The organism is Veillonella sp. CNR 79/14 (genome assembly GCF_003992185.1).
Classification (GTDB): Bacteria; Bacillota; Negativicutes; order Veillonellales; family Veillonellaceae; genus F0422.
The window spans coordinates 111,545-128,852 of the sequence record NZ_RQVH01000003.1; the positions used below are offsets into that span (position 1 = coordinate 111,545).

General features: G+C 39.6%; 17 protein-coding genes. 2 read left to right on the forward strand and 15 right to left on the reverse strand.

Translation table 11 applies throughout. The features are described from left to right. Positions 1–20 precede the first annotated feature (20 nt). The gene (locus EO119_RS01595) at positions 21–1,424 is read right to left on the reverse strand and encodes an FtsW/RodA/SpoVE family cell cycle protein (protein ID WP_126940426.1); all 1,404 of its coding nucleotides are present in this window, start codon (positions 1,422–1,424) and stop codon (positions 21–23) included. After that, positions 1,411–2,085: a tRNA (guanosine(46)-N7)-methyltransferase TrmB gene (trmB, locus tag EO119_RS01600; protein WP_009353360.1), complete on the reverse strand. Its 675-nt coding sequence runs from the start codon at positions 2,083–2,085 to the stop codon at positions 1,411–1,413. The genes EO119_RS01595 and trmB overlap by 14 nt, the downstream gene beginning before the upstream one ends. A gap of 102 nt (positions 2,086–2,187) precedes the next feature. On the opposite strand from trmB, the gene queC reads away from it, so the two are divergent. Further along, on the forward strand, positions 2,188–2,877 hold the full coding sequence (gene queC / locus EO119_RS01605) for a 7-cyano-7-deazaguanine synthase QueC (RefSeq protein ID WP_126940427.1): 690 nt from the start codon (positions 2,188–2,190) through the stop codon (positions 2,875–2,877). Between the two features lie 39 nt (positions 2,878–2,916). Here queC and EO119_RS01610 read toward each other — a convergent pair whose 3' ends face one another. The 13 genes from EO119_RS01610 to EO119_RS01670 all read right to left on the reverse strand — a co-directional run bounded on the left by EO119_RS01610 (position 2,917) and on the right by EO119_RS01670 (position 15,700). Beyond that, positions 2,917–3,564 (reverse strand): PepSY domain-containing protein, encoded by a 648-nt coding sequence (locus EO119_RS01610; protein ID WP_126940428.1) that lies wholly within the window; start codon positions 3,562–3,564, stop codon positions 2,917–2,919. 77 nt (positions 3,565–3,641) lie between these two features. Beyond that, a complete protein-coding gene (tatC, locus tag EO119_RS01615) occupies positions 3,642–4,496 on the reverse strand; it encodes a twin-arginine translocase subunit TatC (RefSeq protein WP_009353409.1) in 855 nt (284 codons plus the stop codon). Between the two features lies 1 nt (position 4,497). Beyond that, on the reverse strand, positions 4,498–5,469 hold the full coding sequence (locus tag EO119_RS01620; RefSeq protein WP_126940429.1) for a polyprenyl synthetase family protein: 972 nt from the start codon (positions 5,467–5,469) through the stop codon (positions 4,498–4,500). After that, positions 5,466–6,158: a ribosome biogenesis GTP-binding protein YihA/YsxC gene (gene yihA / locus EO119_RS01625; protein ID WP_009353280.1), complete on the reverse strand. Its 693-nt coding sequence runs from the start codon at positions 6,156–6,158 to the stop codon at positions 5,466–5,468. Before yihA ends, EO119_RS01620 begins: the two co-directional genes overlap by 4 nt. Beyond that, positions 6,155–8,464 (reverse strand): endopeptidase La, encoded by a 2,310-nt coding sequence (gene lon / locus EO119_RS01630; protein ID WP_009353271.1) that lies wholly within the window; start codon positions 8,462–8,464, stop codon positions 6,155–6,157. Before lon ends, yihA begins: the two co-directional genes overlap by 4 nt. A gap of 91 nt (positions 8,465–8,555) precedes the next feature. Further along, positions 8,556–9,779 (reverse strand): ATP-dependent Clp protease ATP-binding subunit ClpX, encoded by a 1,224-nt coding sequence (gene clpX, locus EO119_RS01635; protein WP_009353388.1) that lies wholly within the window; start codon positions 9,777–9,779, stop codon positions 8,556–8,558. 12 nt (positions 9,780–9,791) lie between these two features. Continuing rightward, complete coding sequence (gene clpP, locus EO119_RS01640) at positions 9,792–10,385, reverse strand: ATP-dependent Clp endopeptidase proteolytic subunit ClpP (RefSeq protein ID WP_197413483.1); 594 nt, start codon at positions 10,383–10,385, stop codon at positions 9,792–9,794. Positions 10,386–10,425: 40 nt separating this feature from the next. Continuing rightward, positions 10,426–11,754, reverse strand: a complete 1,329-nt coding sequence (gene tig / locus EO119_RS01645; protein ID WP_009353430.1) for a trigger factor — start codon at positions 11,752–11,754, stop codon at positions 10,426–10,428. A gap of 99 nt (positions 11,755–11,853) precedes the next feature. Next, entirely contained in the window at positions 11,854–12,315 is a 462-nt protein-coding gene (locus EO119_RS01650) for a CBS domain-containing protein (RefSeq protein WP_009353341.1), read from the reverse strand. A 12-nt stretch (positions 12,316–12,327) separates the two neighbouring features. Further along, positions 12,328–13,227, reverse strand: a complete 900-nt coding sequence (locus EO119_RS01655) for a hypothetical protein (protein ID WP_126940430.1) — start codon at positions 13,225–13,227, stop codon at positions 12,328–12,330. 14 nt (positions 13,228–13,241) lie between these two features. Then, entirely contained in the window at positions 13,242–13,721 is a 480-nt protein-coding gene (rlmH, locus tag EO119_RS01660) for a 23S rRNA (pseudouridine(1915)-N(3))-methyltransferase RlmH (protein ID WP_009353345.1), read from the reverse strand. A 57-nt stretch (positions 13,722–13,778) separates the two neighbouring features. Then, a complete protein-coding gene (locus EO119_RS01665) occupies positions 13,779–14,582 on the reverse strand; it encodes an MBL fold metallo-hydrolase (RefSeq protein ID WP_126940431.1) in 804 nt (267 codons plus the stop codon). Positions 14,583–14,587: 5 nt separating this feature from the next. After that, on the reverse strand, positions 14,588–15,700 hold the full coding sequence (locus EO119_RS01670; RefSeq protein ID WP_126940432.1) for a RuBisCO large subunit C-terminal-like domain-containing protein: 1,113 nt from the start codon (positions 15,698–15,700) through the stop codon (positions 14,588–14,590). A gap of 379 nt (positions 15,701–16,079) precedes the next feature. On the opposite strand from EO119_RS01670, the gene EO119_RS01675 reads away from it, so the two are divergent. Next, positions 16,080–17,246 (forward strand): pyridoxal phosphate-dependent aminotransferase, encoded by a 1,167-nt coding sequence (locus tag EO119_RS01675; protein WP_126940433.1) that lies wholly within the window; start codon positions 16,080–16,082, stop codon positions 17,244–17,246. Positions 17,247–17,308: the final 62 nt, after the last annotated feature.

A 17,308-nucleotide genomic window follows, 5' to 3' on the forward strand; every position in this document is an offset into this window, starting at 1 on the left:
TGTGAATCACACTTAAAACATTAAGACTTAGGTTGAAAACGATGGCGCGTTTCTTCGCCAATGGACGGCAAATGACGTGTCGTTCCTATTTGTTTGCGTGCATATTCATTACGGCGCGCAATATTTAATAATATTCCTATGACAGCAAAATTTGTCACCAATGAGGATCCCCCATAACTGATAAATGGTAAAGGTACCCCCGTTACTGGTAGCATTCCCACCACCATAGCAATATTAAAAAATGCTTGAATTGTAATAAAAAATGTAAGACCTACCGCTAATACTTGACCTAATAAATCTCTAGATTGACGAGCAATGGAAAGTCCATATTTTGTAAACCAAAGAAATAAAAAGATAACCAAGCACACACCTAATAAGCCAAATTCTTGTGAGAAAATAGAAAAAGCAAAGTCTGTATGAGCCTCTGGCAAATAATTATATTTGGAAATTCCCTTTGTAAAGCCTTCGCCCCAAAATCCACCAATCGACACACTCAGTATACTCTGTGTCACTTGATATCCATTAGCCGTAGTATCTGACCATGGATCATAATAGGCACGAACCCGATCCAGTCGATAGGACACAAAAGCAATTAAGGGATACGCAATAGCTAGTACAACGCCAAATGCTATACCTAAATATTTCCTATGCCCTCTGTAATAACCTACGCAAAAGGTCATGATCACGGGAAAACTGAAAATTAATACAGCTGTGCCCATATCTGGTTGAAACATAGTAATGAAAGCATACACAAAAGGAACTGTAAATACAGCTGGCACTAATAAGTTAGGGTGAAATATCCCCGGTGTACCTCGCAGGGCCTTCCACAGGGCATTCAGTTTTCCTATGACACGATTCCACCAACTCCAAAGTCCATGTAACCGTGTATTCCCACCCCAGTCATAATATTCATACAAGTACATTCTCCCATGCTTTTTCACATGTCTATCAATACTATAGGCCGCCCAAATAATAGCTGCTAATTTAGCAAATTCAGATGGCTGTAATGTCATTCCATAAGGCAATCCAATCCAACGTCGCGCCCCATTAGCACCATGCCCTAAGAAGGGTAAAAATACAATGAGCAACAAAAAGAGTAAAAACAAAAACATCTTTAGTTGTACCTTTGAGTCTGCCCATTTACGGTAATCAAACAAATAGAATCTCCAGGCTACAAGAATACCAGCCCCTAAAAAGACTAGTTGTTTACCTAATAAGAACCAAAATGGTTTCCAATTATCTCCCCCTTGTAGGGTCGTAGTATAGGTAGCACTGTAACCATTAAAAAATCCTATTAAAATAATCCCAAAAAGAGGTACTAATATACCTTGTCCATCATGCTTGATGATACTACGATAAAAAGATCGAATATTTTGCCATACACTAGATGATGGCTTAGATGAAGTATGACTATTTTCCTGCATCTGTCGTATCACTTCCTTTAGCTGGCTTAATAGCCTCTAAGCGGAAAATTGGCTGCCCTTTGGCACTAAATTTTTCTTCATATTCTGTGCGCACATTAGGCATATCCGTACTATGTAAGTCATAACTTACATTTTTTAATGTCCAACCAGAGTTTGTAAACTCCTCCAAAGAGAACATAAACAAGCCTTCATTATCTGTTTTAAAGTGGATTTCTCCATTTTCCTTCAATAATCGTGCATATCGATCTAAGAAGGTGTGATAGGTCAATCTACGTTTCGCATGCTTAGCTTTTGGCCATGGGTCGCAGAAGTTAATATAGAACCGGTCTACCTCTCCTGGTGCTACTACTTCTTCAATCCCCGCAATATCAAATAAGCTCACTTTACCATTCTCAGCTTGTTGTTCAAATAACTTTTGAGCGGCATAGTATAGCACTCCAATTTGCACTTCAAAGCCCACAAAATTTGCTTCTGGATGGGCTTCACACATACCAGCAATGAACTTGCCTTTTCCCGTCCCTAATTCCATATATAAAGGTTTAGATGGATCTGCAAAACTTTCACGCCATTTTCCCTTGAAAACTTCGTGATTCTCTAGTACAGTATATGTATTATATTCTAGGATTGCTTCATCAATCCATGGTTTTCTACGTAAACGCATACTATCTCCTTTTATAACAATCTTATCCTTACTATTATAGTACATCATCTGTTCTATGTCAGTACTCACTTATAATTTTTTTATTTCTATGAAAGGTTTCCTATGAAAGCACTAGTATTATCCAGTGGTGGCGTAGATTCCACCACCTGCTTAGCCATGGCCATCGATGTTCTCGGCACAGACAATGTGAGCGCCCTATCCATTTGGTACGGGCAAAAGCACAAAAAAGAATTAGATTCCGCCAAAGCCATTGCCCAGTATTATGGCGTTTCCCATTATGAACTGGACCTGACTCAAGTGATGTCCTACTCCAACTCGTCCCTCTTATCTTCTTCTACTGAAAGCATCGATCACCGTACCTATGGTGAACAAATTGCCCAAACCGGCTCAGTATCCACCTATGTGCCGTTCCGAAATGGCTTAATTTTATCCATGGCGGCTAGTTTAGCTCTCAGTCTATATCCTGAGGAAGAAGTGACCATCTATATCGGCGCCCATGCTGATGATGCTGCAGGCAATGCGTACCCAGACTGTCGACCTGACTTCAACCATCATATGAATGAAGCCATTTACATCGGTTCTTATAACAAAGTGCGCCTCTATGCTCCTCTCAATGATATGAACAAATCCCAAGTCATACAAGAAGGATTGCGTTTACAGGTTCCTTACCACCTTACCTGGTCTTGTTATGAAGGCGGCTCTACCCCATGCCATACATGTGGCACATGCCGTGATAGAGAACAGGCTTTCACTGATAATGGTATGGTAGATCCATTATTGCAACAGAAATAACACAAAAAAGCTATTCAACCTTTTTGGATTGAATAGCTTTTATCCTTCTTTAGTCACTTCGATTACCTGACTGGAATTAGCATCAATAACAACATGCATAATGTCACCGTTCACATCTAATACCATATGGTATCTAGCCACATATTCTTTTGTTTCAAGTTCCCATCGTATTAGACGAGCACTACTACCTAAAATAGTAATAGCCACTTGCTTTGCCTCATCAGGATTAATTAAATTTCCTAAGTCGATAGCTGTAGATTCTTTTAAATTTTCTGGTGCTGTATCTACTTCTGCACTTATAACTTGGCCAGTGGTTGCATCAATCATCACACTATGACCAGCCTCCGAAGAAACACCTGCTACTTCGTAGCTTTTGCGTCCATCTTGTTCTGCAAAGGTTATCCCTTTAATTTGCGCCGTTGGATATTGTTTTTTATACAGATTAACTGCCCCTTTGGCATCTACCATAATAGGGTCAGGTCCATCATTAGTTTCTACCTTATCTGTTGTGGGCACAACTTTTGTTTCTGGTAAAGCCACCTTTTTTAGCTTAACAGTGTCCGCATCCATCGATGTGGACTCTACAGATATACTATTTTGTTTGGCATTACACCAATACCATGTGCCTACTGCAGCAGATATAATAGCACAAATACTCAGGATACCTATGATTATCTTTCGTCTCATATTACATCCTTTATATACACTAATTAGTTTCTGAATCAGTATACACTATAATTATGAACATAATATGAACCAAATGCTCATACTTTTACAATATATCGTAACACACCATAACTAATTTCATAGAGTAAAATCATAGGTCCCGCAATCATAGTTTGTGATAACATATCTGGGGTCGGAGAAATAGCTGCACCGATAATAAAGGCCAAGAGAATAAACATTTTCCTATATTCTCGTAATCGATCAGATGAAAGAATACCAAGTATACCCAAAGCAATCAAAATAAGCGGCAGTTCAAACGTAATTCCAAAGGGTAAAATAAAGGCAATCACAAAATCGATATATTGCCCTATAGAAAATAATGGTTGTAATTCATCTGTACCAAAGCCAATAAAAAACTGAATAGCCATAGGCAATACTAAGTAATATGAAAATAGTACACCTACCACAAATAAGACCACCGCTGTAGGCACCACCATAAAAGTGACCCTCTTCTCGCCTTTCGACAAGGCCGGTACAATGAAAGCCCAAATCTGATAAAACCATACAGGACTAGATACAATACAACCTGCTACTAAGGAAATCTTCATATATGTAAAAAAGGCTTCTGTTGGTTTTGTATAATATAATTTTCCTGCTGGTGCCACTAAAATTTGCAGAATATCTTCCACATAATAGTACGCCCCCAAGGTACCTATAATAATTGCCACTATAGCGATTACTAAACGTGTGCGAAGTTCACTTAAGTGGTCCACCACAGACATGGAGGACGCCTCTTGCATAAGTTTCGCTTCTGTTTCCGTATAGGTATCCTGTTGCAACAAGGCGTCTTGCTCTACCTGTTGTTGAGCAAGACGCTTTCTTTGTTCTATGACACTATTCAAGGATGGACGTTTGGCACTCATTTCAAAGTTTTTTACTTGAAATTCTTTCATACTACACCTTACGGTTCGACAATTTATCAAGAACAGTTTGCAAAATATCTTTTCCTTTGAAAGATGGTAGTTGTTGTAGGGCTGTCTCCGCTTGTTTACGATATGTTGCCTCAAGAGCTAAGGCTTGATCGATACCACCTTTAGCCGTCACATACTCCATCAATTCCTTTGTATCTTTTCCATTGCGAATGTCTTCAATCATATTCGTTACATGCGTTGTATTGTCAGGAGTTACGACAGATAATAAAGGATATGTCAAAATACCTTCTTTCACATCTTTGCCGACTGGCTTACCTGTAGTGACTGTTTGCTCACGATAGTCCATCACGTCATCAGTAATTTGGAAAGCCATGCCTAAACCATGACCATAGGTGCGCAATAATGAAATATGCTCCTCTGACCATCCACCAAGAATGCCACCTAATGCTAAGCAACCTTCAATGAAATCTGCTGTTTTCTTTTGTGTTTTTAGTAGGTATCGTTCTGTACCTTGATCTAATCGGTACACATCTTCCATTTGCATAAATTCGCCTTCTACCAAGGCAGAAATAATTTCAGAAAAAATGGTTAAACATGGAATGGACCCGATTTCAGCTACAATACCAAATGCTTTAGCAAACAAATAGTCTCCACTAAGGATGGCCACTTTATTGCCTTTTGTGCAATGAATAGACGTAACTCCTCGGCGTACTTCTGCTTGGTCTAACACATCATCATGAATGAGTGTAGCCAAGTGCAGCATCTCAATAGCTGCCGCCATACGCACTCTATCTTCTTGATTAGAATCTCCACTCAAAGCAATCAACAAACACAATTGCGCCCGTAATCGCTTGCCGCCCCCTGCGGAAAGAGGACGAATGAGTGCATTAAAATCCTCTGCACCAGTTTGTAGAGATTGTTGCAAATATGTTTCTACACGCTCTAAATCTTTAGATACGCGCAGTTTCATTTGTGCATCTGTAAGAATACTCATTCCTCTTCCCCCAATAAGACTGCATTAATACGTGCTAATAAACGATCACGACCTGTATGCTTTAAAGAGCTGTACAAAATTGGTGGATACCCTGTTGGGTATCGCTCTTCAATAGTTTTTAACTGTTTTTGTCGCTCATTCATTTTTAACTTATCCGCTTTTGTTACCACAATTTGCAAAGGTACGCCGTGTGATTGCAACCAATCAAAGGCCTCCTGATCAATGGGCAACTCTGGATGACGCCCATCAATGAGTAAACAAAGTAGCATCATCCGTTCGCTTTGTAAAATGTAATTAGCAATAAAAGAAGACCAAATATTGGTATTGGAGCCTCCTGTTTTAGCATATCCATACCCTGGTAAATCCACTAAGAACCAATCAAAACGACGTTCCATATCATCTGGTAAATCTTCTTTTGATTCTATACTAAAGAAGTTGATCGTTTTCGTTTTACCCGGCGTACCACTGACCAGTGCTAATCCTCTATAATTACATAAAGAGTTAATCAAAGAAGATTTTCCCACATTGGATCGTCCCAAAAAGGCGATTTCAATGGTATCACCTTCTGGGTATTGATCCGCCTTTACCGCAGACGCTATATATTTTGCTGCGATGATGCGTGGACCTGTTATCTCTTTTCTAGTATACACTGGTTTTGGATGGCGTTTTACTGCTGGTTTTTTCTTCATAGTAATGCCTTTTCTAATACTTGTTCCATCGTTTTTACAGGAGTAATAAGCAATCCTTCTTTTACGATATCTGGTAAGTCTTGGATATCCTTTTTATTGCCTTCAGGAATAAGTACTTCTTTCACTCCATAGCGAAGTGCAGCTAATAATTTTTCTTTCAAACCACCGATTGGCAACACTCTACCACGCAAAGTAATTTCACCTGTCATGGCAATATCAGATCGTACTTTTCTACCGGTTAACGCAGATACAATAGCCAAGGTCATCGTAATCCCTGCAGATGGGCCATCTTTAGGCGTAGCCCCTTCTGGTAAGTGCACATGAATATCCAGTTCCTTATGGAATTTTTCTGGTAATTTCAACTCACTTTGGCGATGACGAATATAAGACATAGCCGCTTGACCAGATTCTTGCATGACCTTGCCTAAACTACCGGTTAAGTTTAATTTCCCTGTGCCTTGCATGGTTGTCGCTTCACATGGCAATACCACGCCACCTACAGAGGTCCAAGCAAGACCATATACAAGACCTACTTGAGCTTGTTTTTCACGAGACTCTTCTACAAATTTAGGGGTACCTAAATAATCTTCCAAATTCTTTACCGTTACTTTTGGTGCTTTTTCACCTTCTGTAACCACAGCAAATGCTAGTTTTCGACAAATCTTAGCAATCGTTTTTTCTAGGGTACGTACACCAGCTTCACGAGTATATTCAGCGATAACACGTTTTAATACAGCATCGGATAGTTTCACTCCTTGCTCTTGCAAACCATGTTTTTCAATTTGTTTTGGCACTAAGTAGCGTTTAGCAATTTCTAGTTTTTCTTCCTCTGTATAGCTGCTGAGCTCGATGATTTCCATACGATCCAATAATGGTCTAGGAATATTCCCTGCTACATTAGCAGTAGTAATCCAAAATACATCAGAGAAGTCAAATGGAATTTCAATGTAATGGTCACTGAATGTACTGTTTTGTTCAGGGTCCAACACCTCTAATAAGGCAGAGGATGGATCCCCTTTATAATCAGACGCTAACTTATCAATTTCATCAAGCAAGAATACAGGGTTTCGAGTACCAGCGTTCTTTAGTCCTTGAATCATACGACCAGGCAAGGCGCCTACATAGGTACGACGATGGCCACGAATTTCAGCTTCATCTCGAACACCACCTAAGGAAGCACGGATAAACTTACGATTCATTGCTTTTGCAATGGAACTAGCCAAGGATGTTTTACCCACCCCTGGAGGCCCTACTAAACATAAAATAGAACCGCCTTGTTTACCAGATAACTTGCGCACTGCCAAAAATTCTAGAATCCGTTTCTTGATTTTTTCTAAACCATAATGGTCACCATCAAGCACCTCGCTGGCTTCTTTCAATTCTAAGCGATCATCAGACAGTGTATTCCAAGGGAGCTGCAATAACCAATCAATATAATTACGCAAAATATTGGATTCTGGCATCATTTGTGGCATACGACTATATCGCGTAATCTCTTTGTCGATACGATTATGGATATCCTCTGGCAACTCTAGTTTCGCTAGCTCTTCTCGTAACTCTTCTGCCTCTTGATCAGGATCCATTTTGTCACCTAATTCATCATGGATAATACGAATCTTTTCACGCAAGAAATATTCTTTTTGTGCTTTTTCCATAGATTGACGAACTTGGTTATTGATAGAGTTTTCCATATCATTGATTTGCAGTTCTGTATTTAATACACCAACTACCATATTCAATCTACGGCTAACAGATAACTCTTCTAAAATGCTTTGACGCACCTTTGTTTGGATAGGTACAAGAAAGGCTACCTGATCTGCCCATTCACTAGCATCAGCACTGCCTAATACTTGGTCCAATCCTTCATCTGTTGTTGGTTTAATAACCTCTACCCATTGAGCAAATTTAGATTGCAAAATGCGACGATATGCTTCTTCTTCCATTGGGTCTTCATGAATAACCTCTAATGGTGTTACAACGGCTTCGTAAAAAGGTTCAGTACTTAGAATAGTATCAATGTTAACACGTGTCACACCTTCTACTAAAATACGAACTACACCACCTGGCAAACGAAGCATTTGATTTATTTTAACAATTGTCCCTACACGACCTAACTCTTCTAATGTAGGACTTTCGATACTTTCATCTTTTTGAGTAGATACCACTAAATATTGATCTTTATCCATAGCTGCCTTTACAGCTTGTACAGATGTAGTACGACCAATATCTAATTGTGTTACTACTTTGGGAAATACGACCATTCCACGTAAGGGAACCATCGGTAATGTCATAGGTTTAGTTTCCATTGAACCCCCAGTACTATATGATAAAAAGAAACCCATTCCGCCTATGAAATGAGTTTCTTTGCCTTTACTATCTGATTTCTTCAGCGTGGACTCATTTATTGAGTATTGGCTCTTCTTCGCCACGAACCGCTTTATCTGTTACGATGCATTCTTTTACATCTTTCATAGATGGTACTTCATACATCACACGTTTCATAACTTTTTCGATAATGGCCCGTAATCCGCGTGCTCCCGTATTGCGTTCTAAGGCTTCTTTCGCAATCTCACGGAGTGCATCTGATTCAAAGACTAATTTTACATCATCTAAAGACAGCATTTTTTCGTATTGCTTAGTCAATGCATTTTTAGGCTCTGTCAAAATTTTAATTAATGCCTCTTCATCAAGTGGGCTGAGCGTAACCATCACTGGCAATCGTCCGATAAATTCAGGAATTAATCCGAATTTTTGTAAATCTTCTGGTACGACTTCTTTTAAAATAGAGGCTACATCTTGTTCCTCTTTCTTTTGAATGTCTGCACCAAAACCTAATGTTTTTTTCGCAGTTCGTTTCGTGATCACTTTTTCCATGCCATCGAAAGCACCACCGCAAATAAACAAGATATTTGTTGTATCTAAGTGTAACATCTCTTGATTTGGATGTTTCCGTCCCCCTTGTGGTGGCACAGAGGCTACTGTTCCTTCTAGGATTTTCAGTAATGCTTGTTGTACCCCTTCACCAGATACATCACGAGTAATAGACGGATTTTCTGATTTGCGAGCAATTTTATCGATTTCATCAATGTAGATGATACCGCGTTCAGCTAGCTCTATATCATGGTCGGCAGCTTGGATCAGTTTAAGAAGAATATTCTCTACATCTTCCCCTACATAGCCTGCCTCTGTCAAACTAGTAGCATCTGCCATAGCAAATGGTACTTGTAACATTTTTGCTAATGTTTGAGCCAATAATGTTTTACCACTACCAGTAGGTCCAATAAATAATACATTGGACTTTTGTAGTTCCACATCATCGATGACATTATCATGTTGCAAACGTTTGTAATGATTATATACGGCTACAGCCAAGGAAACTTTAGCGTCATCTTGACCAATTACGTATTGATCAAGATGAGCTTTAATCTCTTTTGGAGTCGGGATATCGTTTAAATCAAACGTCTCCGGTAGTTCTTCAATTTTGTCTTCCTCAATAATATGTTGGCATACATCAATGCATTCATTACAAATGAATACATTAGGGCCCGCTATTAATCGTTCGACTTCTGTTTCTGCTCTACCACAAAAATTACAACGTCTTTCTTTATCGTCTTTATTCAAACCCCTGTCTCCTTATTTTTCTGTTGAAGATGGACGAGTTAACACTTCATCAATTAAGCCATATCGTTTTGCATCTTCTGCAGACATGAAATTATCACGATCTGTATCTTGTGCAATCACCTCAATAGGCTGACCTGTATGATGTGCTAACACGCCATTCAATTCTTCTCGCAAACGCAATATCTCACGAGCATGAATTTCAATTTCAGAAGCTTGCCCTTGGACACCGCCCAATGGTTGGTGAATCATAATACGAGAGTGAGGCAATGCATAGCGTTTACCAGGTGCTCCCGCTGTGAGCAACAATGAACCCATACTAGCCGCTGAGCCTACACAGATTGTAGACACATCAGGTTTAATGTACTGCATAGTATCGTAAATCGCCATACCTGCTGTTACCACACCACCTGGGCTATTGATGTATAAATGAATATCTTTATCTGGATCTTCAGATTCTAAGAACAGCAATTGCGCTACGATACTATTTGCTACCGTATCATCAATGGGGCCACTTAATAGAATAATTCGATCTTTCAATAGACGAGAATAAATATCGTAGGATCGCTCACCACGACCAGTTTGCTCTACTACGATTGGCACATACATAGACATCTAACACCTCTTATACATGTACCTGCATTAGCAATTATTCAGCTTTTTCAGCACCTTTAGCATTCTCTATGATGAAACGAGCTGCTTTTTTACGTGCTACAGAACTTGCTAACATAGATACACGACCTTCTTTTACAATGATATCGTATACTTCTTTAGGGTCAGCACCAAATTGTTGGGACATAGCAAAGATTTCATAGTTCATATCTTCTGGAGTAACTTGAACGTTTTCTGCTTTTGCAATTTCATCTAATACTAAGTCAGCGCGAACGTTTTCAGCTGCTGCGGCTTTATTTTCTTCACGTAATGCTTCGATAGTTTTGTTAGAGAATTTTAAGTAGTCTTCCAATTTCAAACCACGGCCTTCAAGATTCATTGCTAATTCTTGAACCATTTGCTCAGCACGGTCTTCAATCATGATTTCAGGAATATCTACTGTTGCATTTTTAACAGCTAGTTCCACTAAACCTGCATTGTATGCGTCAATAGCGCGACGTGCAGCATCATCTTCCATACGTTTGCGAAGATCTGCTTTGAATTCTTCTGCTGTATTGTATGCTGGTTCAGTTTTACCTTGACCTACAGATACGGAACGTACGAATTCATCAGTGATTTCAGGCAATTCTTTACGTTTAATATCATGGATATGACATTCAAATTTTGCTTCTTTACCAGCTAATTCTGCTACGAAATAGTCTTCTGGGAAAGAAACAGTGACAGTCACATCCTCACCAGCTTTGTGACCGATTAATTGATCTTCAAAGCCAGGGATGAAGCTGCCAGATCCGATTTGTAATGGGTAGGATTTACCTTCACCACCATCAAATGCTTCACCATCGATGAAACCTTTAAAATCGATTGTTGCAAAATCATCCTTTTGTACAGTTGCATCTGCTGGGGCTGCTACCATTTTAGCTTGTTGGCTACGGATATTATTTAATTGTTCTTCTACTTGTTCGTCAGTAACAGTAGCATCTTGTTTTTCTACTTCTAAGCCTTTGTAGTCGCCTAATGTAACTTCTGGTTGTTTAACTACTGTAGCCTTGAAAATCAAATCTTTACCTTCTTCGAATTGTTCACGATCGATTTCTGGCTCACTAACAGGAATAATTTCATTTTCACGAAGTGCTTCTGTATAAGCACGACCTGCTAATAATTCAAACGCTTCTTCAGCGATAGCTTCTTTACCATAGTTCATTTCCAAAATTTTACGAGGTGCTTTACCTTTACGGAAGCCTGGAATATTAACTTGACCAGCGATGCGTTTTACAGCTTGTGCAAAGCCTTTTTTCACATCTTCCGCTGGAATTTCGATTGTAATAGATACCTTGTGCTGATCAACAGCAGTTACAGTTGCTTTCATGAAACTATTTCCTCCTTAGGGTATAGTACACCCAAATTATAAGTTTTAATATTGCATTCTTAATATTATCATAAAGTTGTCAATAGTGCAATTATTTCCCTATTTACCTTGTTCTTCAGCAATAAGTTTCATAATATCATGACGGCTTACCATACCAACTAGATGATATGCATCATCAACAACTGGTAAGTTTTTTAAATGCTTTTCTACCATAGCTCCTACAGTCACTTCTACTTCTGCATCTGCATAGGCAGTAATCACTTCTGTAGTCATGATTTCTTCAACATGAGTAGCCATTAATTTTTTAAATTGTCCATCGTATTCACCGATGCCACCATAATAAATATTAGCACCTAAGATATTGATATAATGTGGCGCATGAGGACGAACTTTTTTATACAACAAATCCCCTTCCGACACAATACCGATTAATTTATTCTCTTCATCTACGACAGCAATGGCTGTTAAATTGTGTTTTACCATCAATTTAGCTACATTTGTAATTTGTTCATCTTTACCAACAGTAATTGGATATTTGTTCATAATCTCTTGTAATGTCATGGTTACATCCTCCTATTTCATATATACATATGCAGCAAAGATAGCAATCACTATCGCTGTTACAACCAAAATGGCAGTCAAACTTTTACGGTTACCACCATCGCCCCCTTCTTGAGTTCCGATGTGGTTTCCTTCCACATCATAAGCATGACGATATTGCCCTTCTAAATCCACGTAATCTGTTACATCTTCTATTTTCGCTTGTTGACGTAATTCTTGCAATCGCTTTCTACGTTCTTCTACATCATTTGTTACAGAATGAACCTGTACTTTCATCACATCTTCTCGTAACCCTTCGAGGCGAGGTACCATTAATTGTAATCGTTCCACTAACAATTTATTGATATCTACACAAGTACTCAATGCTGTCTGATGTAGAAATAAAATATGCACTGTCTCCTCTTCAGATACAGTGTGCTTGCTCTCTAGCATAGCTTTTACCACATCTGTTTCCTTTGCAAGCATATCCACCACTGTAGAAATATAATAATCTACACGGTCAAAAATTTTATTCAGTTCTACATTCTGTTCTAATAATTCTTGTTTACGATGCAATAAATACGCTGGATTACCACCAGAAGTTTCCATTTGATGAATCATATTAGCCATATCTATATAAGTATCTAAAACGGTGCAAATCGTAGCTGTTACATTTTTATACTCACGTATATTATCGCTAACCATACCATGATGTTCGTCTAATGTCTCAGATTGCCCTATTTCTTTTAATTCGACAAAGAGAGCCTCATATCCTTGTACCAAATTTTGGATTTCACCTTCAATGGCAAGAATATCTTCCTTCCCTTCGGTTAATTCTGTTTTATAATGCCCAATAAATTCAGGATCCTCCAAGGGTAGTTCCTGTATATCCGCTGACACATAAGTAATTCCTTTTTCAATTGCACTTGCCATGCATATCTCCTTTCCTACCAATGATATGGTTCATTTCGATTAATCTTACAAGCTCTATATAATTGTTCTACTAGCACAAGTCGCACCATTTGATGGGTGAAAGTCATGGGACTAATGGATAATTTCCACTGTGCCCGCTGTCGTAATTCTTCCGATACACCAAAGGCTCCTCCAATGAAAAAGATCATCTCACTATGCCCTTGTACTTCTAATTCACTAATCCGCTTTGCCAACTCCTCTGAGCTCATTTGTTTGCCGTACACATCTAGCAACACAACAAAGGCTTGGGGATTGCAATATTTCAATAACCGTTGCCCTTCATCATAGAGTGCTTTTTGCTTATCTGATGGGCTAGGTTTATCTCCTAATTTACTTTCCGGCAGTTCTGTAATCGTCACTCCCCCATAGGGTTGCAATCGTTTAACAAATTCCGCTACTCCTTCCCGCAAATAAGGTTCTTTTAACTTTCCTATACAATAGATAGAAAATTTCATACTATCATATCTCCTAAGACGTTTACTATATTTCAAACTAAGACGTTTTATATATGACTAAACTACACCAATCGAGGTATACTCTTTGGGATCCCCATGATATGCAGTAAATCCCATTTGTCCTTGTGTTTTACACCACTTTAACAAACGATCTGATAATTGTTCTACTAAGTGGAGAGAATTATTCTGCTCTGAACGATGGGCAAAAATAACTTCCATATTCTTAGGTCGTCTCAAGGCTGATAATACTTTCATAGCCGTCATATTACATAGATGACCTGCATGACCCTTCACTCGACGTTTTAAATCTGGTGAGTATGGCCCATATAACAACATATGCTCATCATAGTTGGCTTCCAATACCAACAAATCTGTATCATGTAAATGCTCTAGCATCTCCTTTGATACCATGCCTGTATCCGTTAATAAAGCTGCTTTTGTCTGCCCTTTATAACAAGTGATACCAATGGGATCTACCGCATCATGACTCGTAGAAAATGGTTGCAGTACCATATCTCCTATGGTTACTTCTTTCGTCCCTAACGTTTGAAAGCACTCTGCAGATACGCTAAATTTATCCATAAGGCGCCGTGCTGTATTAGGTCTCGTGATAATAGGTAAACCCATTTGCTTAATCATTTGTGGTACCCCTGCAATATGGTCAGAATGTTCATGGGTAATAACAATCCCTTCTACCATATGTTTGGGTATCTCTAAATCCTGCAAAGCATTAGTAATCCTTCGGCAACTAATACCTGCATCAACAATCACTGCACTGTGAGAACTGCGAATAATGGTGCAATTCCCTTTACTACCGCTAGCCACGACATGAACTTCTAACTCTTTCTCTTTTGTTGTCATTGTTCCTAGCTTCTTTCTAATACATCTATGAAAGCTTTCATATTCTCTGTTAAATCTGGTCCTCGTCGGAACATATCGCCCCCTACAAGGAACATGGTATCTTTGCCGTAAATGTTTACCAACTCTGGCAAACGGGCCTCAGTCACGCCACCACCTGGAGATGGACAAGACGATTTAATCGACGCCAATGGTCCACGATTACTATCACAAATTTGACGACACAAGTCTGGTTTAAATGTAAATCGTCCACCATAAGACACGAAAATATTCATATCCCCGCCGAAAATACGTGGCAATAAGCCCATCCAAATCGTAGCGGCAATTCCTGATGTACCGGGTAATGTGAATCCACCCATCATAGCAGGATGCACGATGAGCGGCAAGTTCAAAGAATCATCGGTAGCCAATCGATGTAGCCAGCCAAATCCGATTAAGGAAGGGGCTACCATCAGAGCTGTAGCACCTGCTTCTTTCGCATAATGGGCCCGCTCTAGCACATCTGTACCATCCCCAGATACATTGGCTGCATAGAGGGTGTGATGACCACTTTTAGCATTCGCCTCCTGTACTGCATGGGCACATCGTGACACACGATCTTTGAAGGGCGAAAAAGATTGATTCGTCAATCCATGGTCATCCTTGATCACATCGGCGCCTCCCATAGTATAGGCATGACACATACGAGCCAACTCTTCATTGGGTGTCCCCATAGGTTTAATCACGGCTTGAATCATGGGGCGAGTTGGGGTCTGGCATAATTCTCGAATGCCAGCTAAGCCGAACTTAGGCCCTGTAAACACATCTAGCAAACTAGGACTAAACTCAATATCCACTACCCAAATGTGTGGTTGTAGGGAAGAATTGCCAAAGACTACATTTAAAAACTGTGTTACTTCAAAGCCTGATGTTTCTACAGGATAGGCGATTTTTGCCAAAAAACAATCTTCTTTTTCTTCCAAGGAAAGCAATTGTCCCACCATTTGACGACGTGGGTCGCTTTCCCCTAATAATTCATAAGGAAATTCAATGGTTTGCTCCACCTGTATGGACCAAGCCACTTGCTTCGCCTCTTCATACGTTGGAACATGCAATGCATAGGTAACGGAAAATGTTTCCATCGGTAACTCCTTTCCCATCATTACAATATACTCTATTTTATCTTTTTATAATCAATCTGAAGGTCTGTTACCAAAATGCTACGGCAACAGTGTTTGAGAATCTGTTATCTGATTCTCTATCTTTATAGTATGACATAAGTTCTTATGAAATGCTATGTCATACCTACAATTATACACTATATGCAATAAAAAAGAACCTCTAATCCACTAGGTTCTTTTCTAAGAATGTGGTACACTGTTACTATTATTTATTCTATCATTCTACTAGGTGTTGTGACCGCCTGTATACACTCTTAAGAGCAACTATCCATATCAGTCGGCACAACATCCTGACATTTGACATAGAGATACATGCATCATGTATCAGAAAGGACAATCTATGAACTGGAACAATTATCTTTCAACTATGACACAAACATTGCCCCCTTCTGGGATTCGTAAATTTTGGGAAAAAGCCATAGCTATGGACGATGTGATTTCTCTTTGCGTTGGGGAACCCGATTACATCCCACCACAACCTGTACTAGATGCACTGGTAGCCAGCGTGGAACGAGGGGAAACGAATTACTCCCCCAATGCAGGCATCTTGCCATTACGCGAAGCCATTAGCAATTGGTACAACCGCCGTTACCACGTACACTACGGCACAGATGAAATGATGCTCACCATCGGTGCTAGTGAAGCCATCGATTTGTCTTTACGTGCCCTCTTGAACGAAGGAGACGAGGTGTTAATCCCAAATCCATCCTACGTAGCTCACCAAGCAGAAGTTCACATGTGTGGTGGCAAAGCAGTTCCTGTACCCACACATTTAGAAGATGGCTTTAAACTTCGTGTAGAAGAATTGGAAAAGCTTGTAACAGAAAAAACAAAAGCTATTTTAATGTGTTACCCAAGCAATCCTACAGGAGCCATCATGGACTACGAAGATTTATTGCCTATTGCAGAGTTCGCTAAAGCCCATGACCTGATCATCATCTCTGACGAAATTTACTCAGAGCTCACCTACCACAAGGATCATGTATCTATGGCGTCCTTACCGGGCATGAAAGAGCGCACTATCATCTTAAACGGTTTCTCCAAGTCCTATGCTATGACAGGTCTTCGCATCGGCTTCCTTTGTGCACCTTCTGAGTTTATTACAGCTTGCATTAAATTGCACCAGTACAGCATCGTCGCACCTGCTACACCAGTGCAACACGCTGCCATCGTAGCTCTAAACGAATGCGATGACTCCGTTATCGCTATGCGTCAAGATTACCTAGAGCGGCGCGACATGATCGTGAAAGGATTCCAAGACATGGGCCTACCGATTGCCGTACCAGAAGGAGCTTTCTATGTGTTCCCAGATATTTCTCAAACAGGTTTATCCGATGAAGATTTCTGCGAACAGTTATTAGAGCAACAACATGTAGCCGTTGTACCAGGCTCTGCCTTCGGCACCTGCGGTGCTAACCGCATCCGTTGTTCCTATGCTTCTTCTAAGGAAACCATCCAAGAGGCATTACGCCGTATTAAGTTATTTTTAGATACTATCCATAATTAATATATACATAAAACAACATTGGGAAATAAATGTACTCTTAGCAATTTTCTTCTATTGTATAT